This is a genomic window from Pseudomonas sp. ACN5 (assembly GCF_002303975.1).
GTDB classification, from domain to species: domain Bacteria; phylum Pseudomonadota; class Gammaproteobacteria; order Pseudomonadales; family Pseudomonadaceae; genus Aquipseudomonas; species Aquipseudomonas laurylsulfatiphila.
In genome coordinates, this window is sequence record NZ_MRCP01000002.1 from 179,518 (window position 1) to 205,196 (window position 25,679).

General features: G+C 60.5%; 24 protein-coding genes and 1 riboswitch. Of the genes, 10 read left to right on the forward strand and 14 right to left on the reverse strand.

Translation table 11 applies throughout. The features are described from left to right. Nucleotides 1-25 precede the first annotated feature (25 nt). Genes BSF40_RS03940 through BSF40_RS03950 form a run of 3 tightly spaced genes read right to left on the reverse strand, consistent with a single transcriptional unit; the run spans nucleotide 26 to nucleotide 3,017 of the window. Complete coding sequence (locus tag BSF40_RS03940; RefSeq protein WP_095964160.1) at nucleotides 26-322, reverse strand: helix-turn-helix domain-containing protein; 297 nt, start codon at nucleotides 320-322, stop codon at nucleotides 26-28. A gap of 37 nt (nucleotides 323-359) precedes the next feature. Continuing rightward, nucleotides 360-848 carry a YgjP-like metallopeptidase domain-containing protein gene (locus tag BSF40_RS03945; protein ID WP_095964161.1) on the reverse strand — a complete coding sequence of 163 codons (489 nt, stop codon included), beginning with the start codon at nucleotides 846-848 and terminating at the stop codon, nucleotides 360-362. Nucleotides 849-893: 45 nt separating this feature from the next. Next, nucleotides 894-3,017 carry a bifunctional diguanylate cyclase/phosphodiesterase gene (locus tag BSF40_RS03950; protein ID WP_095964162.1) on the reverse strand — a complete coding sequence of 708 codons (2,124 nt, stop codon included), beginning with the start codon at nucleotides 3,015-3,017 and terminating at the stop codon, nucleotides 894-896. 321 nt (nucleotides 3,018-3,338) lie between these two features. Between BSF40_RS03950 and BSF40_RS03955 the strand changes: the two genes are divergently transcribed. After that, nucleotides 3,339-4,007, forward strand: a complete 669-nt coding sequence (locus BSF40_RS03955) for a polysaccharide lyase family 7 protein (RefSeq protein WP_095964163.1) — start codon at nucleotides 3,339-3,341, stop codon at nucleotides 4,005-4,007. Nucleotides 4,008-4,199: 192 nt separating this feature from the next. Here the strand turns inward: BSF40_RS03955 and fba are convergent, their stop codons facing one another. The 6 genes from fba to tkt all read right to left on the reverse strand — a co-directional run bounded on the left by fba (nucleotide 4,200) and on the right by tkt (nucleotide 10,609). Further along, nucleotides 4,200-5,264 (reverse strand): class II fructose-bisphosphate aldolase, encoded by a 1,065-nt coding sequence (gene fba / locus BSF40_RS03965; protein WP_007981624.1) that lies wholly within the window; start codon nucleotides 5,262-5,264, stop codon nucleotides 4,200-4,202. A 278-nt stretch (nucleotides 5,265-5,542) separates the two neighbouring features. After that, a complete protein-coding gene (locus BSF40_RS03970) occupies nucleotides 5,543-5,884 on the reverse strand; it encodes an MliC family protein (protein WP_095964164.1) in 342 nt (113 codons plus the stop codon). A gap of 56 nt (nucleotides 5,885-5,940) precedes the next feature. After that, nucleotides 5,941-6,162 (reverse strand): hypothetical protein, encoded by a 222-nt coding sequence (locus BSF40_RS03975; RefSeq protein ID WP_015097165.1) that lies wholly within the window; start codon nucleotides 6,160-6,162, stop codon nucleotides 5,941-5,943. A 35-nt stretch (nucleotides 6,163-6,197) separates the two neighbouring features. Next, a complete protein-coding gene (locus BSF40_RS03980) occupies nucleotides 6,198-7,361 on the reverse strand; it encodes a phosphoglycerate kinase (RefSeq protein ID WP_007975464.1) in 1,164 nt (387 codons plus the stop codon). Between the two features lie 12 nt (nucleotides 7,362-7,373). After that, nucleotides 7,374-8,426 carry an erythrose-4-phosphate dehydrogenase gene (gene epd, locus BSF40_RS03985; protein WP_015097166.1) on the reverse strand — a complete coding sequence of 351 codons (1,053 nt, stop codon included), beginning with the start codon at nucleotides 8,424-8,426 and terminating at the stop codon, nucleotides 7,374-7,376. A gap of 185 nt (nucleotides 8,427-8,611) precedes the next feature. Then, the gene (gene tkt / locus BSF40_RS03990) at nucleotides 8,612-10,609 is read right to left on the reverse strand and encodes a transketolase (RefSeq protein ID WP_095964165.1); all 1,998 of its coding nucleotides are present in this window, start codon (nucleotides 10,607-10,609) and stop codon (nucleotides 8,612-8,614) included. 262 nt (nucleotides 10,610-10,871) lie between these two features. Here tkt and BSF40_RS03995 point away from each other — a divergent pair, with 262 nt between their 5' ends. From BSF40_RS03995 to BSF40_RS04010, 4 genes are all read left to right on the forward strand, one after another. Next, nucleotides 10,872-11,867 carry a metalloregulator ArsR/SmtB family transcription factor gene (locus tag BSF40_RS03995; RefSeq protein ID WP_095964166.1) on the forward strand — a complete coding sequence of 332 codons (996 nt, stop codon included), beginning with the start codon at nucleotides 10,872-10,874 and terminating at the stop codon, nucleotides 11,865-11,867. Between the two features lie 18 nt (nucleotides 11,868-11,885). After that, nucleotides 11,886-13,076, forward strand: a complete 1,191-nt coding sequence (metK, locus tag BSF40_RS04000) for a methionine adenosyltransferase (RefSeq protein WP_008050251.1) — start codon at nucleotides 11,886-11,888, stop codon at nucleotides 13,074-13,076. Nucleotides 13,077-13,347: 271 nt separating this feature from the next. Next, entirely contained in the window at nucleotides 13,348-15,027 is a 1,680-nt protein-coding gene (gene ligB, locus BSF40_RS04005) for an NAD-dependent DNA ligase LigB (protein WP_095964167.1), read from the forward strand. Nucleotides 15,028-15,123: 96 nt separating this feature from the next. Further along, nucleotides 15,124-15,519, forward strand: a complete 396-nt coding sequence (locus BSF40_RS04010; protein WP_095964168.1) for a DUF1090 domain-containing protein — start codon at nucleotides 15,124-15,126, stop codon at nucleotides 15,517-15,519. Nucleotides 15,520-15,678: 159 nt separating this feature from the next. Here BSF40_RS04010 and BSF40_RS04015 read toward each other — a convergent pair whose 3' ends face one another. Further along, a complete protein-coding gene (locus BSF40_RS04015; protein WP_095964169.1) occupies nucleotides 15,679-16,128 on the reverse strand; it encodes a cytochrome c in 450 nt (149 codons plus the stop codon). A gap of 128 nt (nucleotides 16,129-16,256) precedes the next feature. Between BSF40_RS04015 and BSF40_RS04020 the strand changes: the two genes are divergently transcribed. Next, a complete protein-coding gene (locus BSF40_RS04020; protein ID WP_095964170.1) occupies nucleotides 16,257-17,441 on the forward strand; it encodes a murein transglycosylase A in 1,185 nt (394 codons plus the stop codon). A 142-nt stretch (nucleotides 17,442-17,583) separates the two neighbouring features. Here the strand turns inward: BSF40_RS04020 and BSF40_RS04025 are convergent, their stop codons facing one another. Together BSF40_RS04025 and BSF40_RS04030 are read right to left on the reverse strand one after the other, a co-directional pair. Then, entirely contained in the window at nucleotides 17,584-17,967 is a 384-nt protein-coding gene (locus BSF40_RS04025) for an MAPEG family protein (RefSeq protein WP_095964171.1), read from the reverse strand. A gap of 49 nt (nucleotides 17,968-18,016) precedes the next feature. Then, on the reverse strand, nucleotides 18,017-18,850 hold the full coding sequence (locus tag BSF40_RS04030) for an EamA family transporter (RefSeq protein WP_095964172.1): 834 nt from the start codon (nucleotides 18,848-18,850) through the stop codon (nucleotides 18,017-18,019). A gap of 319 nt (nucleotides 18,851-19,169) precedes the next feature. Here BSF40_RS04030 and BSF40_RS04035 point away from each other — a divergent pair, with 319 nt between their 5' ends. After that, nucleotides 19,170-20,339, forward strand: a complete 1,170-nt coding sequence (locus BSF40_RS04035) for an MFS transporter (RefSeq protein WP_095964173.1) — start codon at nucleotides 19,170-19,172, stop codon at nucleotides 20,337-20,339. Nucleotides 20,340-20,342: 3 nt separating this feature from the next. Here BSF40_RS04035 and BSF40_RS04040 read toward each other — a convergent pair whose 3' ends face one another. Together BSF40_RS04040 and BSF40_RS04045 are read right to left on the reverse strand one after the other, a co-directional pair. Further along, nucleotides 20,343-21,239: a formate/nitrite transporter family protein gene (locus BSF40_RS04040; protein ID WP_095964174.1), complete on the reverse strand. Its 897-nt coding sequence runs from the start codon at nucleotides 21,237-21,239 to the stop codon at nucleotides 20,343-20,345. A gap of 176 nt (nucleotides 21,240-21,415) precedes the next feature. Further along, nucleotides 21,416-21,820, reverse strand: a complete 405-nt coding sequence (locus BSF40_RS04045; RefSeq protein ID WP_007975451.1) for an acyl-CoA thioesterase — start codon at nucleotides 21,818-21,820, stop codon at nucleotides 21,416-21,418. Between the two features lie 188 nt (nucleotides 21,821-22,008). Further along, nucleotides 22,009-22,108: riboswitch (S-adenosyl-L-homocysteine riboswitch) on the forward strand. Between the two features lie 23 nt (nucleotides 22,109-22,131). Between BSF40_RS04045 and ahcY the strand changes: the two genes are divergently transcribed. From ahcY to BSF40_RS04060, 3 genes are all read left to right on the forward strand, one after another. Beyond that, nucleotides 22,132-23,541, forward strand: coding sequence for an adenosylhomocysteinase (ahcY, locus tag BSF40_RS04050; protein ID WP_007975450.1), 1,410 nt, complete (start codon nucleotides 22,132-22,134; stop codon nucleotides 23,539-23,541). A gap of 159 nt (nucleotides 23,542-23,700) precedes the next feature. Continuing rightward, nucleotides 23,701-24,546: a methylenetetrahydrofolate reductase [NAD(P)H] gene (metF, locus tag BSF40_RS04055; protein WP_095964175.1), complete on the forward strand. Its 846-nt coding sequence runs from the start codon at nucleotides 23,701-23,703 to the stop codon at nucleotides 24,544-24,546. A gap of 175 nt (nucleotides 24,547-24,721) precedes the next feature. After that, complete coding sequence (locus BSF40_RS04060; RefSeq protein ID WP_015097178.1) at nucleotides 24,722-25,537, forward strand: ABC transporter substrate-binding protein; 816 nt, start codon at nucleotides 24,722-24,724, stop codon at nucleotides 25,535-25,537. Nucleotides 25,538-25,679: the final 142 nt, after the last annotated feature.

Below are 25,679 nucleotides of genomic sequence, written 5' to 3' on the forward strand. Positions count from 1 at the left end.
GCGTCAGTCAAACCACTGAAAGATTTCAGGGATACTCCAGCACCGCCTTGATCTGCCGCAGATTACGCTCGATCCAGCCACGATCAATCGCACCCCACTCGCGAATCCGATAGCGTCCCGCATGGTTGCGCGCGCCCTCTTCCTGCTCGAATTCACAGACGATATCCAGATCCGCCAACGCCGCGATGGTGTCCTGCGCCGTGCGCCGGGGCATGCCGGTCACTTCGGTGAGCGCCGGGACGCTGCAGGCCAGTCCGCTGTCGATCAGGTACGCCACATACAAACGGCGATAGAAGCTGCTCTTGGTCTTGCTCACGTCCATCCATTGCTCCTTAAAAGATCGCAGCCTGCGGCAGCACCTACAGATCCCGCCACGTCAGGTACACCCGCACATCGAACTCCACCTGGTGATACCCCGGCAGCATGTGCTCGCACAGTTTGTAGAAAGCCTTGTTGTGGTCCGATTCCTTGAAGTGCGCCAGCTCATGCACCACGATCATTTTCAGGAACTCGCAAGGCGCTTCCTTGAACAGCGAAGCGATGCGGATTTCCTTCTTGGCCTTGAGCTTGCCGCCTTGCACCCGGGAGATCGTGGTGTGCAGGCCAAGGGCACGGTGAGTGAGGTCCAGGCGATTGTCGAACAGCACCTTGTCGATGGCAGGAGCATTACGCAGGTATTCCTGCTTGAGGTCCAGGGCATAGGTGTACAGCGCCTTGTCGCTCTGCACACCGTGCTTTTGCGGGTAACGCTGGCTCAGGTAATCGCCCAGCCGACCGTCGGCGATCAGCTGGCGCACCTGATCCTGCAAGGTGGCGGGATAGGCCTGGAGATATTTCAACACGGTCATCGGGGCGGCAATACAGGTCACTGAAAGGTCGCCAGTGTAGCGAATTCAGCGGGGCAGCGCGCTCCAGTCAAACGGCTGGACAAAGACCCCGGCGTCCTCGGCCATCATCGGCCGGGCCACCAGAAAGCCTTGCACATATTCGCAGCCGTTGGCCCGCAGCCATTCATACTGCGCGATGGTTTCCACCCCTTCGGCAATCACCAGCACCCCGAACTGTTTGCACAGGTCGATCACACTGCGCACCAGCGCCGCATCCCGTGCCGAGTCCGGCAACCGGGCTATCAAATGGCGGTCGAGCTTGAGGGTGTCCAGCTCCAGGTCGCGCAGGTGCGACAGGGAGCACGGGCCGGCCCCGAAGTCATCCAATGCCACTCGTACGCCCAGATTGTGCAACAGGCGTAACTGCTTGCGGGTTTCCTCGGGGCGATGCGTCAAGGCCTCTTCCGTGATCTCGACCTCCAGATGACGCGGTTGCAAGCCATGGCGCTCCAGCACCTGGCGCAGTTCGGTGGCCAGATTGGGCATGCCGAACTGTGTACTGCTCAAGCTGACGCCGAGCACCAGATCCTCGGTGAACAGGCTTTCCCAGGCTTTACGCTGCCCGGCGCTGCGGTGGTAGATCCAGCTGCCCAGACGACTGATCAGCCGCGCCTCTTCCAGCAATGGCAAAAACAGCCCCGGCGGCACGTCGCCTACGCTCGGATGCTGCCAGCGCAGCAGGGCCTCGAAGCCACGAATCCGCCCGTTCGCAATCGCAACCTGAGGCTGATACACCAGGTTGAAATCCCGGTTCTCGATGGCCGTGCTCACACTTTCTTCAAGCATCAGCCGCGAGCGCGCCCGACCGTTCATTTCGTGATCGTAGAAGCGGTATTGCTGACGACCGGCACGCTTGGCTTCGTACATGGCGATGTCGGCCGCCCGCAGCATCCCGTCGAGATTGGCACCACAATCGGGGAACGTAGCAATGCCGATACTGGCACCCAGGGCGATATCGAGGCCGTCGACCTGCTGACAGATCGACACGCGCTCGATGAGCTTTTCGGCAATCTTCGCCGCTTGCTCGGGAAACTCCAGATCCAGCAGCGCGGTGAATTCATCGCCGCCCATCCGCGCCAGAATGTCGAAGGGCCGCAAGCAAGCCTTCAATTGTTCGGAGACCCAGCGCAGCACCCGATCGCCGGCATCGTGCCCGAGCGAATCATTGACGCGCTTGAAGCCGTCGAGGTCCAGATACATCAAGACCCAGGAACTGTCGGAACGCTCACCGCGCAACAACAGGTTCTCTACGGTCTGGTAGAAACCGCGGCGGTTGAGCAATCCGGTCAGCGGATCGGTGACCGCCTGAAACTCCAGTTGCTGATGCAAATGACGCACCACCGACATGTCCAGCACGGTCACGACCATTGCATGTTGCTCGGCAGGCAATGGCGCACAGGACAAGGCCACCGGCACCTGCTGGCCACGCGTCGTACGCAGCAGAGCATCGTGCAGGCGCAAGGTTTCGCCACGTTTGTAGCCCGTGAAAAACTCTGAATCGGCCCAGACCGGGACATGTGGCTTTTGCAGATAGTCCAGAAACTCCTTGCCTTGCAGTTCCTGCACCGGGGCATTGAGCAGCCGCGACATCGCCGGATTGGCAAAACGAATCAGGCCGTCCTCACCCAACACCAGAATGCCTTCGGCCGCGTTATCCAGCACCGATGCATTAAAGGCCCGGGCGGATTCCAGATCATGACTCAAGCGCTGCAAAGCCCGGCGGTTGCGCTGGTGTTCGAGCAACGCCTGGACCTTGGGCGTGAAGATCTGCGGGTCGAACGGCTTGAACAGGTAATCCACCGCACCGCTGGCATAGCCCTTGATGACCGCGTCCTGGGACTGTTCATTGGCGGTCAGGAAAATGATCGGCGTGAGGCGGGTCCGCTGGCTACCGCGCATCAGGCGCGCCACTTCATAACCGTCCATGCCCGGCATCTGCACGTCCAGCAGCACCAGGTCGATATCGTGTTCAAGCAACAAGCCGAGGGCCTCGAATCCCGAGGTGGCAGTAATGACTCGCCAGCCCTGGCGCTGTAACAACGCGCGCATGCTGATCAGGTTTTCAGGGTAATCGTCTACGACTAAAAGGGTTGAGCCGCCTTCTACTGGCGTGGGTTGCGCGCATTCCATGCTGCTTCTCTAATTGCGGGGCGTCAGGCTGGTTTCTCGTGAAAACCGGCCAAATACTGTGCCTTCACTCTAGACCCGGTTCTGCAAAAGCAGAAGGTATCAGTGAGCCAGCATTCACTATTGTGACTTTTAGCCGACTAACGGTCGATGGTTCAGCCCCATAAAACCGGGAAAGATGGCATTTAGACAGGATGTTGACGTCAACCACCCGTCAGACGAGCGTTAACAAAATAACCCGCTACGATTATAAAGGCCGCCCAAAAGGCGCGATCTAGAGCTTCTGGCACGCCCGTGCAGCATGAACCCAGTGGAAGAACCGACATGATCGATCTCGCAACCTGGAACCTCAGCGTTCCCGTTGGCAGCCCGCCGTACACCGTCGAAACCGCCAAACTGGTGGATGGCTTCAAGGATCAATACTTCCATTCCGACACCGGCACATTGTTTTTCTGGACGCCCGTGACCGGTTCCCGTACCGAAAACGCGATTTATCCGCGCACCGAATTACGTGAAACCTACAGCAACGGCACGTTGAAAAACTGGTATTACCCGCAGGCCGACAATTTGTTGTATGCCACGCTGGCAGTGAACCAGGTACCGAGCTCCGGGAAAATCGTCATCGGCCAGATCCATGCCTATCAAAGCCAGAAACCTCTGGTGAAGGTCGAGTACCAATACAAAACCAGTACGGCCACCGGCAATATTGTCGCCAAGGTCCGGATGCATCCCGATGACGATACAGGCCGGGTGATCGTCGTTGCGACTGGGGTGAAACTCGACCAGGAGTTCAACTACCTCATCCACCTCAGCCCCGGCGGGGCCTTGGGCATCAGCGCGGCAGGTTATCAGTGGGATACGCAAATCAGCACAACCTGGCGCGACAAGCCGCTGTACTTCAAGGCCGGGGTCTATGTGCAGGACAACACCGGGTACACCACCGAAGGCGGGAAAGTGACCTTCAGCAAGCTGGATATCGATCACAATCAATGATGTCGGGCACCGTTGACCCTGTGGGAGCGGGCTTGCTCGCGAAGGCGTAATGTCAGGCGACATTGATGTTGAATGACACAACGCTTTCGCGAGCAAGCCCGCTCCCACACTGACCGCGTCGACGATGGATCATCGCCCACAAAAAACCCGCCTCGCGGCGGGTTCTTTATTTGTGCAGCTTAACGCCCGGTCTTAGTTGACCTTGGCGTTCAACTCACCTTTCAGGTAACGCTGATACATGCCTTCCAGCGAGATCGCCTTGATCTTCGAAGCGTTGCCGGCAGTGCCGAAGGCTTCGTAGCGAGCGATGCACACGTCGCGCATGGCGGTGACGGTGGCGCCGAAGAATTTACGTGGGTCGAACTCGCTCGGGTTGGTGGCCATCAGGCGACGCATTGCGCCGGTGGACGCCAGACGCAGGTCGGTGTCGATGTTGACCTTGCGCACGCCGTGCTTGATGCCTTCGACGATTTCTTCAACCGGTACGCCGTAGGTTTCCTTGATGTCGCCACCGTACTGGTTGATGATCGCCAGCCACTCTTGCGGAACCGAAGACGAACCGTGCATCACCAGGTGAGTGTTCGGAATGCGCTTGTGGATTTCCTTGATGCGGTCGATGGCCAGCACGTCGCCGGTAGGCGGCTTGGTGAACTTGTACGCGCCGTGGCTGGTACCGATGGCGATGGCCAGGGCATCCACCTGAGTACGTTTTACGAAGTCAGCGGCTTCTTCCGGGTCGGTCAGCATCTGGCTGTGGTCCAGAACGCCTTCGGCACCGATGCCGTCTTCTTCACCGGCCATGCCGGTTTCCAGCGAACCCAGGCAACCCAGTTCGCCTTCTACCGAAACACCGCAGGCGTGAGCCATGGCCACGGTCTGCTGGGTGACACGCACGTTGTAGTCGTAGTCGGTCGGGGTCTTGCCGTCTTCGCCCAGGGAACCGTCCATCATCACCGAGCTGAAGCCCAACTGGATGGAGCGCTGGCAGACGTCAGGGCTGGTGCCGTGGTCCTGGTGCATGCACACCGGGATGTGCGGGAATTCTTCGATTGCCGCCAGGATCAGGTGACGCAGGAACGGTGCACCGGCGTATTTGCGAGCACCGGCCGAAGCCTGGACGATCACCGGGGAGTCAGTCTTGTCAGCGGCTTCCATGATGGCGCGCATCTGCTCAAGGTTGTTGACGTTGAAGGCTGGAACGCCGTAGCCGAACTCGGCTGCGTGGTCCAGCATCTGGCGCATGCTGATAAGTGCCATTGTGTGTGTCTCTCCCGGTTGAGGGTCGTTAATCGTGCCAGCCTGCCGTAGCGGCGGCGGCTATTCAAGTTATTGCAGATCGGGGGTTGAGCCCGGGCTGCGAATTCGGGTGTTGCCAAAATTTCAACAACTGCACAGAACCCTTGTGGGAGCGGGCTTGCTCCGGGCGGCGTTCCGACGAATGCGGCTCAACATTCAACATCTATGCAAGCTGATCCACCGCTTTCGCGAGCAAGCCCGCTCCCACATTTGGATCTCTTTACGTCAAATCAATCGTGTTACCCAGCCTTACAGCCACGGCCGATCAAATCATTGGTGGCGACCCAGTAAACCAGGCCTTCCTCACCTTTTATGTGAAGCGCCAGCATGTCATTGCTGTACAGCGAACCCGATGCACCCGGTTCCTGCTTCAAGCGGTAGACCTGATCGGCACCGCCCAGGCGCACATCGACTTCGTTGCGGCTGTCGTCGGTGTAGCGCCACAGCACTTTGGCCTGGCTGTCGCAGGTCCAGGTGGTCCAGTTATCCACAGGCGCGGACGACTGGAACGGGTTCAACTGATCCATCTGAGCACAACCGGCCAACAGCGCCAGCGCCGTAACGGCGATAAAACCTTTCATCCGTGTCCCTCGACTGGCGGCGCACGCTGCCAGCCCTGAGTAATGAGTCAGACCCGTCAAGGGCAGCCATGTTCCTTGGCGGGCGTCCGGGTCTCGTATTTGTCCAGGCCTTCGGGCCCGGAACGCTTGTTGAGCACCGGGTTGGTTTCGGCCTGCCAGTCAGCCTGGTAGCAGCCCTTGTCCAACTCGGACGGCGCCGGTTCCGCAGTGGCCTTCGGGTTACTCCCGCACGCCACCAGCGAACCTGCGACGATCAACAGCGCTAACGTCTTGACCATGTCAACACTCCCTTGCCTGGTCAAACGGGCGACCCTCAGGCCTTGGCCCGGCTTTCCAGGACTTCAACGGCTGGCAGCACCTTGCCTTCGACGAACTCGAGGAACGCGCCACCACCGGTAGAAATGTAGGAGATCTGCTCGGCCACGCCATATTTGTCGATGGCTGCCAGGGTGTCGCCACCGCCGGCAATGGAGAACGCCGCGCTGTCTGCGATGGCCTGGGCCAGCACTTTGGTGCCATTGCCGAACTGGTCGAACTCGAACACGCCGACCGGACCATTCCACAGGATGGTCTTTGACGATTTCAGCAGTTCGGCGAAGTTCGCGGCGGTTTGCGGGCCGATGTCCAAGATCATGTCGTCGGCAGCGACGTCTGCGATCAACTTGACGGTCGCAGCGGCGCTTTCAGCGAATTCCTTGGCAACCACCACGTCCACTGGCAGCGGCACGCTGACCTTGGCGGCGATGGCGCGAGCGGTGTCGAGCAGGTCCGGCTCGTACAGCGACTTGCCGACCGGGTGACCGGCAGCGGCCAGGAAGGTGTTGGCAATGCCGCCGCCGACGATCAACTGATCGCAGATCTGGCTCAGGCTGTTCAGTACGTCGAGCTTGGTCGACACCTTGGAACCGGCGACGATGGCCGCCATCGGCTGGGCCGGGGCGCCCAGGGCCTTGCCCAGTGCGTCCAGTTCAGCGGCCAGCAGTGGGCCGGCAGCGGCGACTTTGGCGAACTTGGCCACGCCGTGGGTCGAACCCTCGGCACGGTGAGCGGTGCCGAAGGCGTCCATCACGAACACGTCGCACAGGGCCGCGTATTGCTGGGCCAGTTCGTCGGCGTTCTTTTTCTCGCCTTTGTTGAAGCGCACGTTCTCGAACAGCACGATATCGCCGGCCTTGACGTCAACACCGCCCAGGTAATCGGCCACCAGCGGCACTTCACGGCCCAGGGCACGGCTCAAGTAGTCGGCAACCGGCTTGAGGCTGTTCTCGGCGGAGAACTCGCCTTCGGTCGGACGGCCAAGGTGCGAGCAGACCATCACGGCCGCGCCTTTTTCCAGGGCCAGCTTGATGGTCGGCAGCGAGGCCAGGATACGCGCATCGCTGGTGACAACACCGTCCTTGACTGGGACGTTGAGGTCTTCGCGGATCAATACGCGCTTACCTTGCAGATCGAGGTCGGACATCTTCAACACGGTCATGGGTCGCACTTCCTACGGTTTTTTTGAAGTTGCTGTTTGCAGATAGTGTTCTGCAACGTCCAGCATTCGGTTGGCAAAACCCCATTCGTTGTCGAACCAGGCCAGGATGTTCACCAGCCGTGGGCCGGAAACGCGGGTCTGACTGGCATCGACGATCGCCGAATGTGGGTCATGGTTGAAATCACAGCTTGCGTGGGGTAACTCGGTGTAAGCCAGCAGGCCTTTGAGCGGGCCGCTGGTGGCGGCTTCGCGCAGGATCCGGTTGACCTCGGTGGCGTCGGTCGCGGTGGCAGTCTGCATCGTGATATCGAGGCAGGACACGTTGACCGTCGGCACCCGCACGGCTTTGGCCTGAATTCGTCCGGCAAGTTCCGGCAACAGGCGTTCGATACCGCGCGCCAGACCGGTGGACACCGGAATCACCGACTGGAACGCCGAACGGGTGCGGCGCAGATCTTCGTGGTGATAGGCATCGATGACCGGCTGATCGTTCATCGCCGAGTGAATGGTGGTGATCGATACGTAATCCAGGCCAATGGCCTGATTCAGCAGGCGCAACAGCGGCACGCCGCAGTTGGTAGTGCAGGACGCGTTGGACACCAGCAGTTCATCGCCGGTCAGGCAATCCTGGTTCACGCCGTAGACAATGGTCGCGTCGACATCGGTCTCGCTGGCCATCGGCTGGGAAAACAGCACACGCGGGGCGCCGGCGTCGAGGAAACGCTGGCCGTCTTCGCGAGTGTGATAAGCGCCGGAGCACTCCAGCACCAGATCGATGCCCAGGGATGCCCAATCGATGCCTTCGGGGGTGGCACTGCGCAAGACCTTCACGCAGTCACCATTAATATGCAGACAATCGCCGTCGACCTTCACTTCGCCGGGGAACCGGCCATGGGTGGAGTCGAAGCGTGTCAGGTATTCGATGCTGGCCATGTCCGCCAGATCGTTGATCGCGACAATCTCGAACCCAGCCGTCGAGCCTCGCTCGAACAACGCACGCAAGACGCAACGACCAATCCGGCCGTAGCCGTTGAGTGCAACTTTGTAGGGACGCGGTTGAGGCATGGGGTTCTCGATAGACGCAGTCAGACGAATTGTCGCTAACAACACACCCTTGTAGGAGCGAGCTTGCTCGCGATGGACTTCAGGACAACGCGTTCATCCAGACAGCCAGCGTTATCGTTAACGACCATCGCGAGCAAGCTCGCTCCTACAGGGGATCGCGGTGGCCAGGGCCACCGCGTCGTGTTTTAGTCTTCCAGCAGCTCTTCAGCCTGACCCAGGATGTTTTCCAGGGTGAAGCCGAACTCTTCGAACAGGGCCGACGCAGGCGCCGACTCGCCGTAGGTGGTCATGCCGATCACACGGCCTTCCAGGCCCACGTACTTGTACCAGTAGTCCGCGTGAGCGGCCTCGATGGCGATACGTGCGCTGACCTGCAACGGCAGGACCGATTGCTTGTAGCCGGCGTCCTGGGCATCGAACACGCTGGTGCACGGCATGGAAACCACGCGAACCTTGCGGCCCTGCTCGGTCAGTTTGTCGAAGGCCTGAACAGCCAGGCCGACTTCCGAACCGGTAGCGATCAGGATCAGCTCAGGCTCGCCTGCGCAGTCCTTCAATACGTAACCGCCACGCGCAATCTCTTCAATCTGAATCGCATTGCGGGTTTGGTGCTGCAGGTTCTGACGCGAGAAGATCAGGGCCGAAGGGCCGTCCTTGCGCTCCAGCGCATACTTCCAGCACACCGCCGATTCAACGGCGTCGGCTGGACGCCAGGTGTCGAGGTTCGGCGTGCAGCGCAGGCTGGCCAGTTGCTCGATTGGCTGGTGAGTCGGGCCGTCTTCGCCCAGACCGATGGAGTCGTGGGTGTAGACGTGGATCACGCGCTGCTTCATCAGGGCCGACATGCGCACTGCGTTGCGGGCGTACTCCATGAACATCAGGAAGGTCGCGCCGTAAGGCACCAGGCCGCCGTGCAGGGCAACGCCGTTCATGATCGCGGTCATGCCGAACTCGCGCACGCCGTAGTACATGTAGTTGCCGCTGGCGTCTTCGGCGGTAACGCCTTTGCAACCTTTCCACAGGGTCAGGTTGGAACCGGCCAGGTCAGCCGAACCGCCGAGGAACTCGGGCAGCAGCGGGCCAAATGCGTTCAGTGCATTCTGGCTGGCTTTACGGCTGGCGATGGTTTCGCCCTTGGCAGCCACTTCGGCGATGTAGGCCGCGGCTTTTTCGCTGAAGTCAGCTGGCAGTTCACCGCTCAGGCGACGAATCAGTTCGTTGGCTTCAGTCGGGAAGGCAGCGGAGTAGGCAGCGAAACGCTGGTCCCACTCGGCTTCGACAGCTTTACCTGCTTCCTTGGCGTCCCACTCGGCGTAGATGTCGGCCGGGATTTCGAACGGGCCGTGGTTCCACTTCAGCGCCGCACGGGTCAGGGCGATTTCCGCGTCACCCAGCGGGGCGCCGTGGCAGTCTTCCTTGCCTTGCTTGTTCGGCGAACCGAAGCCGATGGTGGTCTTGCAGCAGATCAGGGTTGGCTGCGTGCTTTTGCGCGCAGTGTCGATCGCGGTCTTGATCTCTTCCGGATCGTGACCGTCAACGTTGCGGATCACTTGCCAGTTGTAGGACTCGAAACGCTTCGGCGTGTCGTCGGTGAACCAGCCTTCGACTTCGCCGTCGATGGAGATACCGTTGTCGTCGTAGAAGGCGATCAGCTTGCCCAGGCCCAGGGTACCGGCCAGGGAAGCGACTTCGTGGGAAATGCCTTCCATCATGCAGCCATCACCCAGGAACACATAGGTGTGGTGGTCGATGATGTTGTGGCCAGGACGGTTGAACTGCGCTGCCATGACTTTTTCAGCCAGGGCAAAACCCACGGCGTTGGCCAGGCCCTGGCCCAGTGGACCGGTGGTGGTTTCAACGCCCGGGGTGTAGCCGAGTTCCGGGTGGCCCGGGGTGCGGCTGTGCAGTTGACGGAACTGCTTGAGATCTTCGATCGACAGGTCGTAGCCGGTCAGGTGCAGCAGCGAGTAGATCAGCATCGAGCCGTGGCCGTTGGACAGCACGAAGCGGTCACGGTCGGCGAACGATGGATTGCTCGGGTTGTGCTTGAGGTAGTCGCGCCAAAGTACCTCGGCGATATCCGCCATACCCATTGGGGCACCGGGATGGCCGCTGTTGGCTTTTTGCACGGCATCCATGCTGAGGGCACGAATGGCGTTGGCACGCTCACGACGGCTAGGCATCGCTGTTCTCCTGGGGGACTTGAATAAAACGAAACGGAAAAAAGGCGAGCATTTTCCCTCACCCGGACGCCTCGGGGCAATGACAGATAGTCATCTGAAGGCGTTTTTCCAATGGATAACGACGTATTCGCCTGATGAAACCTTTCCGCCATCGGTTTGTTGACTGAAGCTAACGTCGAGAAGTGCCATCTATCGAGCAATATCAAAACTTTTTGATATTGCTCTTGCGATGCCTTCGACCCGTGACTAGACTGCCGGCCTTATGAACTTACGCGTGCCCTCCATTCAACATGACGATTGCGATGAGCTGGCGGCCCTGTGCAAGGCTGGCGGCGACCCCCTGCGGTTGAATGTTTTGCGCGCACTGGCCAACGATTCGTTTGGCGTGCTGGAACTGGCGCAGATCTTCGGCATCGGCCAGTCAGGCATGAGCCACCACCTCAAGGTCCTGGCCCAGGCCGGCCTGGTGGCAACACGCCGCGAAGGCAATGCGATTTTTTACCGTCGCGCCCTGCCCCATACCGAACTGCTGGGCGGCAAATTGCACGCAGCCCTGCTCGAAGAAGTGGACAACCTGACGCTGCCAGCCGAAGTGCAGGCGCGCATCGCCCAGGTCCACGGGCAACGAGCAGCCGCCAGCCAGGACTTTTTCTCACGGGTAGCGGAGAAGTTTCGCGCCCAGCAAGACTTGATCGCCGGCCTGCCGCAGTACCGCGAAAGCGTGGTGGCCCTGCTCGACAAGTTGAGCCTGGGCAAAGACGCCACGGCCATTGAAGTCGGCCCCGGCGATGGCGCATTCCTGCCGGAACTGGCGCGCCGCTTTTCACAGGTCACGGCGCTGGACAACAGCACCGCGATGCTCGAACTGGCGCGCCAGGTCTGCGAACGCGACAAGCTGACTAACGTCAGCCTGCAATTGGCCGATGCATTGAACGGCGTCAGCCTCAAGGCCGATTGCGTGGTACTGAACATGGTGCTGCACCATTTTGCCGCACCGGCCGATGCGCTCAAGCACATGGCCAATTTGCTGCAACCAGGCGGTAGCCTGTTGGTGACAGAGTTATGCAGCCACAACCAGAGTTGGGCCAAGGAGGCCTGCGGTGATCTCTGGCTGGGGTTTGAACAGGACGATCTGGCCCGTTGGGCCACCGCTGCGGGACTCGTTCCCGGGGAAAGCCTCTATGTAGGCTTACGTAATGGTTTCCAGATCCAGGTCCGCCACTTTCAGCGACCGGCTGGCGACACTCACCATCGGTAATTTCAGGAAAACATCGAGATGAGCGAATACTCCCTTTTCACCTCCGAGTCCGTGTCTGAAGGGCATCCGGACAAAATCGCCGACCAGATTTCTGATGCGGTGCTGGACGCCATCATTGCTGAAGACAAGTTCGCCCGTGTGGCGTGCGAGACTCTGGTGAAAACGGGCGTGGCCATCATCGCCGGCGAAGTCACCACTTCGGCCTGGGTTGACCTGGAGCAGATCGTTCGTGACGTGATCACCAACATCGGCTACACCAGCTCCGACGTCGGCTTCGACGGCGCCACCTGCGGCGTGATGAACATCATCGGCAAGCAGTCCCCTGACATCAACCAGGGTGTCGACCGTGCCAAGCCTGAAGATCAGGGTGCCGGCGACCAGGGCCTGATGTTCGGCTACGCCAGCAACGAAACAGACGTGCTGATGCCTGCGCCTATCACCTTCTCGCACCAGTTGGTGCAGCGCCAGGCCGAAGCCCGCAAATCCGGCCTGCTGCCTTGGCTGCGTCCGGACGCCAAGTCGCAAGTGACCTGCCGCTACGAAAACGGCAAGGTTGTCGGTATCGACGCGGTCGTCCTGTCGACCCAGCACAACCCGGAAGTGTCGTACAACGACCTGCGCGAAGGCGTGATGGAGTTGATCGTCAAGCACGTGCTGCCTGCCGAGCTGCTGAGCAAGGACACCCAGTTCCACATCAACCCGACCGGCCAGTTCATCATTGGCGGCCCGGTGGGTGACTGCGGCCTGACCGGTCGCAAGATCATCGTCGACAGCTACGGCGGCATGGCCCGTCACGGCGGTGGCGCGTTCTCCGGTAAAGATCCATCGAAGGTTGACCGTTCGGCGGCCTACGCCGGTCGTTACGTGGCCAAGAACATCGTTGCCGCCGGCCTGGCCGAGCGTTGCGAGATCCAGGTTTCCTACGCGATCGGTGTTGCCCAACCGACTTCGATCTCATTGAACACCTTCGGCACCGGCAAGATCAGCGACGACAAGATCGTCAAACTGGTTCGCGAAGTGTTCGACCTGCGTCCATACGCGATCACCACCATGCTCGACCTGCTGCACCCGATGTATCAGGAAACCGCTGCGTACGGCCACTTCGGTCGCACCCCGGCGACCAAGACCGTTGGTGACGACACCTTCACCACGTTCACCTGGGAAAAAACCGACCGCGCCGACGCCCTGCGTTCTGCTGCCGGCCTGTAAGACTTCCCCCGCAACACCCGAAGCCCCGCACGGTTCGCGCCTTGCGGGGCTTTTTATTGGGGATTCGCTTTACACCGCGTCGCAGCCTTCGCGAGCAAGCCCGCTCCCACAGTTGACGGCGGTGTTCCGACTAACTCATAACCCTGTGGGAGCGGGCTTGCTCGCGAAGAGGCCCGCCCAGTCACCAGAAACACTCGGTAAAAACCCCACCCGCTGCACCAACAGATACTGACCTAGCCTTCACACACCTCACCGAGCAAGGACGCTCAAGATGCTTCCCGACCTGCGCCTGTTTTTCGCCGCCCTGCTGACCCTTGCCTGCCTGAACACCAGCGCCACCGAGTGCCCGGACTGGCCATCCGAACGCGCCCTGAAGGAAGTCGGCACACTGCAACAACAGATCGACTTATGGGACGACACCTATCACCGCCAAGGACATTCACTGGTCGCCGATGAACTCTACGACCAGTCCCGCGCGCGACTCACCCAATGGCGCCACTGCTTCAACCTGAACCCGCCCGCACACCCCTTGCGCACTGCGCGCGGCGCGCTGCCCCATCCCATCGCCCACACCGGACTGGGCAAACTGCATGATCGGCCCGCCGTCGAAAAATGGCTGCGTGACCGGGTGGACGTCTGGGCCCAGCCTAAAATCGACGGGGTGGCGGTGACCCTGGTTTACCGTAATGGTCTGCTGACCCAGGCCATCAGCCGCGGAAACGGCGAGAGCGGCCAGGACTGGACCACTCCGGCACGACAGATTCCGGCCATCCCGCAGCAGCTATCCCAGCCCCGGGATCTGCTCGTGCAAGGTGAACTGTATTGGCGCCTGACCGATCATGTGCAGGCCCGCGCTGGCAGCCTCAACGCCCGCGCCACGGTGGCGGGCCTGATGGCGCGCAAGGTCTTGAGCACCGAACAGGCCGCCGGCATCGACCTGTTTGTCTGGGACTGGCCCCAAGGGCCGACAAGCACACCCGCCCAGGCCGCAGCACTGACGGCACTGGGCTTCCCCAGTACCACGGCATACAGCCAGCCAATCGCCTCCGTCAGCGATGCCGAACGCTGGCGCGAACACTGGTATCGCGCCTCCCTGCCCTTTGCCAGCGACGGCATCGTCCTGCGCCAGAACCAGCGTCCGGCCGCCGAACGCTGGCAAGCCCGGCCACCCTACTGGGCCATCGCCTGGAAATATCCGTTCGCCCAGGCACTGGCCGAAGTCCGCCAGGTTCATTTCAACATCGGCCGGACCGGGCGGATCACTCCGGTGCTTGAACTGACCCCGGTGACGCTCGATGACCGGCAGATCAAACGCGTCAGCGTCAGCTCGCTGCAACGCTGGCGGGCAATGGACATACGTCCGGGCGATCAGGTCGCCATCAGCCTGGCCGGGCTGACCATTCCCAGGCTCGATGACGTCGTGTTGCGCAGCAGCGAGCGCGTCGAATTGACCGTGCCGAAGGCAGCGGACTTTCATTCATTGAGTTGCTGGCAACCGACTCCGGGTTGTGAGGGCCAATTTCTCGCACGCCTGACCTGGCTCAGCGGCAAACAGGGTCTGGCGCTGCCCTATGTCGGTCCGGGCACTTGGGAAAAACTTCTTGCAACAGGTCGCCTGAACGGTCTGCTGGATTGGTTGACCCTTGATGCCCAAGAGCTTGCTACCATTGACGGTTTCGGCGAACGCGGTGCGACTCGCCTTGCAGACAGCTTCAACCGGGCCCGGCAACGCCCGTTCGCGCACTGGCTGAAAGCCCTGGGATTGCCGCCGACAGGTCCGGTGTCTCTCGGCGATTCATGGCAGACGCTGGCGCAGCGAGACATCGAGCAATGGCGGGCCGAGGCCGGTATCGGTCCGGGACGCGCGGCGCAACTGAGCGCTTTTTTCCGCGATCCGCAGGTCCTGGCCTTGAGTGAAACGTTACGTGAAACGGGGATTGACGGCTTTTAGCTGCCAGCCCCGTGCCCACCGGGAACCCCTGGGGATCGCTGGGCTCCAACAAGCCATTGCCATACCGGCCCGCTGGCCTTCTTACATGGAGCTTTTATGAAATTTCTTTCACCGCTCGCCCTCCTGGCCCTGTGCAGCATGCTGGCAACCCCGTTGATGGCGGACGAAGAAGCGCCGGGGCTGTCCGGTTGCGCCGCCAAGAAGCAAGGTATCGTCAACCAGATCGAATTGGCCAAGGTCCACGGCAACGCCGACCAGCAGGCCGGCCTGGAAAAGGCCCTGAGCGAAGTCGAAGCCAACTGCACCGACGCCTCGCTGAAGAAGGAGCGGGAAAACAAGGTGCTCGACGCCAGGCACGAAGTCAGCAAGCGCCAGGCAGACCTCGACAAGGCCATGAGCAAAGGTGACTCCGAGAAGATCAACACACGCAAAGACAAACTCGCCGATGCCCGCAAGGAATTGCAGGACGCTTTGGATGAGCTGGATAAATAAGCACTGGCAGCGAACATGGATCTTTGGTGCTACTAAAGCAGCCTTCGCGAGCAAGCCCGCTCCCACACTGGATCACCGTCGAGCACAGATTTTGTGTCCACTGAAAATCAAATGTGGGAGCGGGCTTGCTCGCGAAGGCGTCAGACCAAACAACGCCAATCAATGATCCCGAAACGCCTTATGACAAGCACTGCAAGCATCTTCGACTTTCTGCACCGCCGGCCCCAGGTTGCTGGCCTTGTAGGGTTGAATCTGACTGGCGATCACCAATTCACCGGTGGCGGATTCAAGATCGCGGGCCATGCCCTGAAAGCGCGCCTGCTGCTCCCAGACATCGCTCTTGGCGCTGGTGTGATCCTCCTCACGTGCCTGCGGAAAATGTTGCCACGGCTCGCGGGACAACCCATCGAGCTTCATCGCGCCCTCGGCGAATTGCGGTCCATCGAACGGGATACGTCCGCGCAACATACCGCCCAGGTCTTCGCCGGTCTTGAGCATCTGCTTGAAAATGGCCTTGCGCTGACCGAGCGGCGAGTTGGGGTCAACACCGCCACAAGCGGACAATGTCAGGCAGGCCAGCAATACAACAGAAAGTCTTTTAAGAGTCATGGTGGCTTCAGGTCACGGGAAACGGCGGCCAGTATCCTCGCGTCATCGGCAAAGACCAATAGCCCTATTATCAATAAGGGTTGCTTGAGCGCATGGAGCGATCAGGCAACCGGCAAAGGAATCACTCCATGAACAGCCGTTTCAAGGCATGGCGTCACAGCCTGGCCTGGACCCTGCCGATGATGGCCCTGCTCGCAGGCTGCACCGGTGGCGACAAGCAACAACCGAAAACCCATGCCCTGGCCACTTACTCCAGCGCTACATGGGAAGCGCTGCCGGCGGTGTCCGACACCGACCTGGTCGCCGGTTTCGGCTCCTGGCGCAGCGCCTGCACCCGACTCAAGGCCGACCCGGTCTGGGGTGGCACCTGCGCGGCGGCGGCCAACGTGCCGCAAACCGCCAGCGACATTCGCGGCTTTCTGAAACAGAACCTCGATGTGTATGGCCTGCGCGCCGCCAACGACAACCCCAACGGCTTGATCACCGGCTACTACGAGCCGGTCTATCCGGGCAGCCTGACCCAGACCGGCATGGCCAATGTCCCGGTCTATGGCGTCCCCGAAGACATGATCATCGTCGCCCTCGACAGCATTTACCCGGAACTCAAGGGCAAACGCCTGCGCGGTCGACTTGAAGGTCGCGTGCTCAAACCGTACGACGATGCGGCAACCATCGAGAGCAAAGGGGTCAAGGCACCGGTCGTGGCCTGGCTGACCGATCCGATGAACCTGCAGTTCCTGCAAATCCAGGGTTCGGGTCGCATCCAGCTCGATAACGGCCGCCAGTTGCGCATCGCCTATGCCGACCAGAACGGCCATCCGTATCGACCGATCGGCCGCTGGCTGGTGGAACAGGGCGAGTTGAAAAAAGAAGACGTGACCATGGGCGCCATCAGCACCTGGGCCAAGGCCAATCCGTCGCGGATTCCCGAACTGCTCGGCAGCAACCCCAGCTATGTGTTCTTCACCCGTAACCCGGACAGCAACGAAGGTCCGCGCGGTTCGTTGAACGTACCCTTGACCGCCGGCTACAGCGCAGCCGTGGATCGCAAGGTGATTCCACTGGGTAGCCTGCTGTGGCTGTCCACCACCAAGCCGGACGGCACAGCCCTGGTTCGCCCCGTAGCAGCACAGGACACCGGCGGCGCGATTGCCGGTGAAGTCCGGGCGGATCTGTTCTGGGGCACCGGCGATGCGGCCGGGCAACTGGCCGGGGACATGAAACAGCAGGGGCAGATCTGGATGCTCTGGCCCAAAGGTGCGGCGTTACCGCAAGTGCCGCAGGTGGCGGATGCGGTTAAAACCAATCCTTGAGTCTCGCATCGCCTGACAGACAGCTTTCGCGAGCAAGCCCGCTCCCACACCGGATCACTGTCGAACACAGAATCTGTGTCCACTGAGGATCAAATGTGGGAGCGGGCTTGCTCGCGAAGAGGCCTTGATTAGCGCCTGAGACTCAGACGGACACCACAAAGAAACTCACGATCAGCCCCATCCCCACGAACCACATCAACGACCGCAGCGTCGCCAGGTCCGCCAGATAGAAAATGATGAAAAGCAGACGGCTGGTGATGAACAACACCGACAACACATTGATGGTCACCAATTCGGCGTTGCCCGCCAGGTGCGCCACGATCACCGCGGCTGCAAACGCCGGCGTCACTTCAAAACTGTTCAGCTGCGCCGCATTCGCCCGCTTGCCCAAACCCTCCAGGGAGTCGAGAAACCCTCGTGGATCATGATTGTCTTTCAGTCGGTACCCGCCACTGACCTTCGCGACACCCGTGCACAGATACGGCAGGAAGATCGCAATCAAAATGCACCACAGAGCAACCGTCATTACGCAGTCCCTTCTTCATGTTGTAGAAAATCGAATCCATCAACGGCGATCAAAACTTCATCACCAGTATGCCGATCAGCACCAGCCCACAGGCTAAGAGGCGTGGCCCGCCAAAAGGTTCTTTGAGGTAACGCATGCCAAACAGCACCACCAGAATGACGCTGATCTCCCGCAACGCTGCCGCTTCTGCAATCGAGCCCAATTGCATCGCCCACAGCACCAGAGCGTAGCTGAACAACACGCAAAACCCGACCGCCAGGCCCAGGCGCCACTGTTCGCGCCAGAACAGCATGAACGCGGGGCGCTTGCGCACCAATGCCAACAATGGAAACGGCCAGGCACTGAGCAAGGTGACCCAGACCAGATAATCCAGAGGATGAGACCAGCGCCGCAAGGCCTGACCGTCGATGTAGGTGTAGCAACCGATGCACAGGCCGATCAACGCCACCACCGGCAGCATCGACCACGGCAAACGCGCACCGCCACCCCCCTGCCAGAGCAGGCACAGCATGCCGACCGGGATCAGCAGGATTCCGAAAATCTGCTGATGGGTCAGCACCTCCCCGGCAAAAATCAGCGTCAGAGCCAGCACCACCAACGGTGACAGGCCGCGCATCAGCGGATAAACCAGCCCGAGGTCGCCGACCCGATAGGCCTGGATCAGCAAGTAGCGATAGAGCAACTCGAACGCTGCCGAGGCCAGGATCCACGGCCAGATCTCCAGCGGCGGCATGCTCAGGAACGGCACCATCAGCGCGACAAAGAGCAGCGCCACGCTGTCCATGCAGGCCACCACCAACAGCCGCTCCGCACTGAACTTGATCAGGGTATTCCACGCCGCGTGCAACAGCGCCGCCACCAACACCAACGCCGTCGCAAGCACGGCCCACTCCTTTTGTTGTCTACACGATCCCTGTAGGAGCGAGCTTGCTCGCGATGGACGTTAACGATAACGCGTGCTGTCTGGATAAACGCGTCGACTTGACGTCTTTCGCGAGCAAGCTCGCTCCTACAGAGAATCCGGGCAGAGAATTGATTCGCCATATGTCAGCAGCTGTTTATACTGCAAACGACCACGCCGCACTCAGTTGCGCACAGACCAATTCCAATAAAAATCCTGTCCGGCCCGCTCTCATCGAGAACGGTCGTCGGCCTGCGTATGCCTGATCACAGCGTCAAGACTACCGACAGAGACCTTGCGCATGCCACTCGCTTTGCTTGCCCTCGCTGTTGCCGCCTTCGGCATCGGCACCACCGAATTCGTCATCATGGGCCTGTTGCCCGACGTCGCCCGCGATCTCGGCGTCAGCATTCCCGATGCCGGATTGCTGATCACCGGTTACGCCCTGGGCGTGGTGTTCGGCGCGCCGATCCTCGCCGTCGGCACCGCCAACATGCCACGCAAAGCCACCCTGCTAGGCATGACGCTGATGTTCATCCTCGGCAATATGCTCTGCGCGCTGGCACCGAACTACGCCACGCTGATGGCCGCGCGGGTGATCACGGCACTCTGCCACGGCGCCTTTTTCGGCATCGGTTCGGTGGTGGCCGCAGGGCTGGTTGCCCCCAACAAACGGGCCCAGGCGATTGCCATGATGTTCACCGGCCTGACCCTGGCCAACGTGCTCGGCGTGCCATTGGGTACCGCGCTCGGGCAATACGCGGGTTGGCGCTCGACGTTCTGGGCGGTGTCGGTTATCGGTGTGCTGGCCGCGATTGCGCAATGGGTCTGGCTGCCGAAAAACATCGCGATGGATAAGGCCAACCTGGCCAGCGAGTTCAAGGTGCTGGGCAAGGCCAATGTGCTGCTGGCCCTGGGCATGAGCGTGCTGGCCTCTACCAGCCTGTTCAGTGTGTTCACTTACATCGCACCGATCCTGCAGGACATCACTGGCGTCAGCCCCCACGGCGTCACCATCATGTTGCTGCTGTTCGGCGTTGGCTTGACCGCCGGCAGCATGCTCGGCGGTCGCCTGGCGGACAGCCGCTTGCTGCCATCGCTGGTGGGCATGGCATTGGCGGTGCTGGTGGTGCTGGCGGCATTCACACAAACCAGCCAATCGGTGATCCCGGCGGCAATCACACTGGTGCTGTGGGGGACGTTCGCCTTCGCGCTATGCCCGATCCTGCAACTGCTGATCATCGATCAGGCCCATGAAGCACCGAACCTCGGTTCAACGTTGAACCAGAGTGCCTTCAACCTCGGCAACGCCGCCGGCGCATGGATTGGCGGCCTGGTAGTGGCCAGCGGCGCGAATCTGGCGGACTTGCCGTGGACCGGCGCACTGCTCAGCGGCTTGACCGTGCTGACCGCACTGTTCTTCATCTATCGCCAGCGTCGCGGTGCGGCTGCGCTGAATGTAGCGGGCTGAGCATCACCTTGATGGTTTTTTGATCTTCTGCGGATCAGCAGCTTCGCTCTGATCCGCTGATGCTTTCGGCGGCCCGCTTTCGCTGCGAATCTGCGCATGACTGATCAGCGCGAAAATAAAGCTGCCACCTATGATGTTCCCCACCAGCGTCGGCCCGGCGAACACCAGCCAGAAGTCCTTCCACGGCAACTCCCCGGCAAACACCAGATACGAAACCTCCAACGAGCCGACGACGATGTGGGTGAAGTCTCCCAGCGCCATGAGGTAGGTGATGAGGATGATGATCCACATCTTGGCGCTCTCCATGGACGGAATCATCCAGACCATGGTCGCGATCATCCAGCCGGAAACGATGCCCTTGGCGAACATCTGGCTGGCGTGGTTTTCCATGACCTTGCGACCGATATCGAGGAAGGCGACGTCGGTCTTGCTGTCGAAAATCGGCAGCTCCAGCATCACGTACGCCACCAGCAAGGTGCCGCAGAGGTTACCGATCAGCACCACCGTCCACAGCCGCAGCAGACGGCCGAAGTTGGCCAGGGTCGGCTTCGTCATCACCGGCAGCACGGCGGTCAGGGTGTTTTCGGTGAACAGTTGCTGACGCGCGAGGATCACCGCGAGGAAACCGGCGCAATAACCGAAACTGGCGATCACCTTGAATCCCTCGCCGTCCGGCAAACGCGAATTGAGCAGGCCCATGCCCATCAGCGACAAGCCCATGGTCAACCCCGCCGCCAGCGCCGACCACCACAAAGCGGCAATGCTGCGCTCGAGCTCCTGATCGCCCTGGGTGCGGATGATCTCGTGCAACACAGCGGCACGGGGCGGCTGGCTCTTTTCGACATCGTGCTCTTCTTGCGCCGAAAGGTTCGGGGTCTTGCCGTCTTGTGCCGAGTTCATGATGTGCGCAACCAGTGGCGGGCTATTTAGCTACGACACGCGGGGTTCACAGCTGTTCAGTGCCCAGACAAATCTTCAGCGAATGCAGAACCGCTTTCGCGAGCAAGCCCGCCCCCACATTGGAATGCGTTTCAAATGTGGGAGCGGGCTTGCTCGCGAAGAAAACGACGCCGATCTTACTGAACGGCGTCATCGTCCTGGAACTGGTCTTTGACGTACTTGATCTCGGTCCGGCCGTGGGGCGCCGGCAAGCCGTCTTCACCGAGATTCACGAAGACCATTTTCTCGACCGTGAGGATGCTCTTGCGGGTGATCTTGTTGCGCACTTCGCAGGTCAGGGTGATCGAGGTACGGCCGAACTCGGTGGCGGTGATGCCCAGCTCGATGATGTCGCCCTGGCGCGAGGCGCTGACGAAGTTGATTTCGGAAATGTACTTGGTCACCACACGCTGGTTGCCCAACTGGACGATGGCGTAGATCGCCGCCTCTTCGTCGATCCAGCGCAGCAGGCTGCCGCCGAACAACGTGCCGTTAGGATTGAGGTCTTCGGGTTTTACCCATTTGCGGGTGTGGAAATTCATGGGGGGCTCCGAGGCGTTTGAACGATGGTGGTGGATGCCCCCAGCTTCAAGTCTCAAGCCACAAGCTGCAAGTAAAAACCGTCCTGCTCTCGCTTGTCGCTTGCAGCTTGCAACTTGCCGCTTAAAGAAAGCTATAATCGCCACCGTTTCAAAACGGTCATCATCACTTGATACCGTTTTCCCGCCACCTGTCCGAGGGGCGCTGCAGCAGGTTCGACCTGTCAGGCTCGGATGGGGCGTTGCCTGGCCTTAAGCCAGACACTAAACGCACAACGGCGCCCATTCGCATACATTACGAATGGAGGCTCTTCATGAGCGCTGTTATCACGCCTGCAGATTTTACCGATTACAAAGTCGCCGACATGTCCCTGGCTGCCTGGGGCCGTCGCGAAACCATCATCGCCGAATCCGAAATGCCAGCCCTGATGGGTCTGCGTCGCAAGTACTCCGAAGAGCAACCGCTCAAGGGCGCGAAGATCCTCGGCTGCATCCACATGACCATCCAGACTGCCGTGCTGATCGAAACCCTGGTTGCCCTGGGTGCCGAAGTGCGCTGGTCGTCCTGCAACATTTTCTCGACTCAGGATCAGGCCGCCGCTTCCATCGCCGCTGCCGGCATTCCGGTTTTCGCCTGGAAAGGTGAAACCGAGCAAGAGTACGAGTGGTGCCTGGAGCAAACCATCCTCAAGGATGGCCAGCCATGGGACGCCAACATGATCCTCGACGACGGCGGCGACCTGACCGAGCTGCTGCACAAGAAGTACCCACAGGTTCTGGATCGCGTCCACGGCGTGACCGAAGAAACCACCACCGGCGTTCACCGCCTGCTGGACATGCTGGCCAAGGGCGAGCTGAAAATCCCGGCCATCAACGTCAACGACTCGGTGACCAAGAGCAAGAACGACAACAAGTACGGCTGCCGTCACAGCCTGAACGATGCCATCAAGCGCGGCACCGACCACCTGCTGTCCGGCAAGCAAGCGCTGGTCATCGGCTACGGTGACGTGGGCAAGGGTTCCGCTCAGTCCCTGCGTCAGGAAGGCATGATCGTCAAGGTTTCCGAAGTTGACCCGATCTGCGCCATGCAAGCCTGCATGGACGGTTTCGAAGTGGTTTCGCCGTTCATCGACGGTATCAACAACGGTACCGAAGCCAGCATCGACAAGGCACTGCTGGGCAAGATCGACCTGATCGTGACCACCACCGGCAACGTCAATGTTTGCGATTCGAACATGCTCAAGGCTCTGAAGAAGCGCGCCGTTGTCTGCAACATCGGCCACTTCGACAACGAAATCGACACCGCTTTCATGCGCAAGAACTGGGCATGGGAAGAAGTGAAGCCACAGGTTCACAAGATCCACCGCACCGGCGCTGGCGATTTCGACCCGCAGAACGACGACTACCTGATCCTGCTGGCCGAAGGCCGCCTGGTTAACCTGGGCAACGCCACCGGCCACCCGAGCCGCATCATGGACGGTTCGTTCGCCAACCAGGTTCTGGCGCAGATCTTCCTGTTCGGCCAGAAGTACGCCGACCTGTCGCCAGCCCAGAAAGCCGAGCGCCTGACCGTTGAAGTACTGCCGAAGAAACTCGACGAAGAAGTAGCCCTGGAAATGGTCCGTGGCTTCGGCGGCGTTGTGACTCAACTGACCAAGACCCAGGCCGACTACATCGGCGTGACCGTCGAAGGTCCGTTCAAGCCGCACGCTTACCGCTACTGATACGCCCTGCTGCTCCCTTGTAGGAGCGAGCTTGCTCGCGATGGACGTCAACGATAACGCGTGCTGTCTGGATAAACGCGTTGCCTTTACGTTTTTCGCGAGCAAGCTCGCTCCTACAGGGAGCCTGCGTCCGGCTTACGTGTTTCCAAGGATATGACCATGTCCCAAGATCGTCGCTACAGCTTCGAGTTCTTCCCTACGAAGACCGATGCTGGGCAAGAAAAGCTGCTCGCCACTGCTCGCCAGCTGGCCACCTACAACCCCGATTTCTTCTCCTGCACCTACGGCGCCGGCGGTTCGACCCGTGATCGCACGCTGAACACCGTGTTGCAGCTGGAAAGCGAAGTCAAAATCCCTGCCGCTCCGCACCTGTCCTGCGTCGGCGACAGCAAGGACGACCTGCGCGGCCTGCTGGCCCAGTACAAGGCCGCCGGCATCAAGCGCATCGTTGCCCTGCGCGGTGACCTGCCTTCGGGCATGGGCATGGCCAGTGGCGAAATGCGCCACGCCAATGACCTGGTTGAGTTCATTCGTGAAGAAACCGGTGATCATTTCCACATCGAAGTTGCCGCTTACCCGGAAATGCATCCGCAAGCGCGCAATTTCGAAGACGATGTCGCCAACTTCGTGCGCAAGGCCAACGCCGGCGCCGACAGCGCGATCACCCAGTACTTCTTCAACGCCGACTGCTACTTCTACTTCGTGGAACGCGTGCGGGCATTGGGCGTGGACATCCCGATCGTGCCGGGCATCATGCCGATCACCAACTACAGCAAGCTGGCGCGCTTCTCCGATGCCTGCGGTGCGGAAATCCCGCGCTGGATCCGCAAGCAACTGGAAGCCTACGGCGACGACACCCAGAGCATTCAGCGCTTTGGCGAACAAGTCATCACCGAGATGTGCGAACAACTGCTGCAAGGTGGCGCTCCAGGGCTGCACTTCTACACGCTGAACCAGGCTGAAGCGAGCCTGGCGGTGTGGAACAACCTGAAGTTGCCGCGTTAAGCAAAGCAAAGCAAAGCAAGATCAAAAGATCGCAGCCAGTGGTAGCTCCTACAGGAGCTGCCGCTGGCTGCGATCTTTTGCTTCAACGCACTATAAATGTGCAGCAATCCACGGAGTTAGAGCATCTGCGGTCAGTTTCTGGCTCTTTCCGGTTTCTCGTCGTAATCTCAAGCCCATGCCTTTGATCACGCAGTTAATCGCCGTGCTTGTCTTCACTTGCCTGAGCTTCGCCGCCCGGGGCGAGAAGTTGCGCATTGTCACCGAGCCGTGGGCGCCTTATGTGTACGAGGACAACGGCAAATCACTGGGGCTGGACTACGAAACCACCGCCATTGTCTTCAAGCGCCTGGGCATCGAAGTGGAGTGGCAGTTCCTGCCATGGAAACGCTGCCTGTCGATGCTTGAATCAGGCCAGGCCGACGGCGCGCTGGACATCTTTCATAGCGATGAGCGTGATGCGACCCTTCTCTACCCCAGCGAACCACTGTCTGAAGTGCAGTTCGTGTTGTTCTACGCCAATGAGCGGCCCCATCCGTTTCGCACCCTTGATGACTTGCGCGGCCTGACCATCGGCACCTCGCCGGGTTACCTGTACAGCAAGGACTTCAGCGACTCTACGCTGTTCACCCGCGAGCCGGCGCCCACCCACGAAGCCAACTTCGGCAAACTGCTGCGCGGGCGGATTGACCTGTTGATTACCGACCGCCGGGTCGGCCAGCATTTGCTCGATGAACTGGGCATCCGCGACAAGATCACCGAAAACCCCACGATCATCAGCCAGCAAAGCCAGTTTCTCGCGGTGCGGCGCAATGCGGGCATGGATCTGCTGGTGCAACGTTTCGGCGCCGAACTCAAACGCTTCAAGCGCGAGCCCGCCTACGCCGAACTGAGTGCCCGCTATGGCGCGGAACCGGCTGCCAGCATGAAGACTGAAAAGGCCACGGCTGCCACGGAAAAAACCGTTGAGCAGCAGGAAAGCGGCGCGCAGTGATTGCTCTGTTATACTCCGGCCTTCCCGCCAGGCTCACGCCCGGACGCCCGGAATCGTTAAAGGCATCTCAACCCCGCTACTGCGCAGCTTTCAGCCCGCGCGAGCGCTTGCAGACGAGCCTTCGAGACCCAGCAGGACCGGA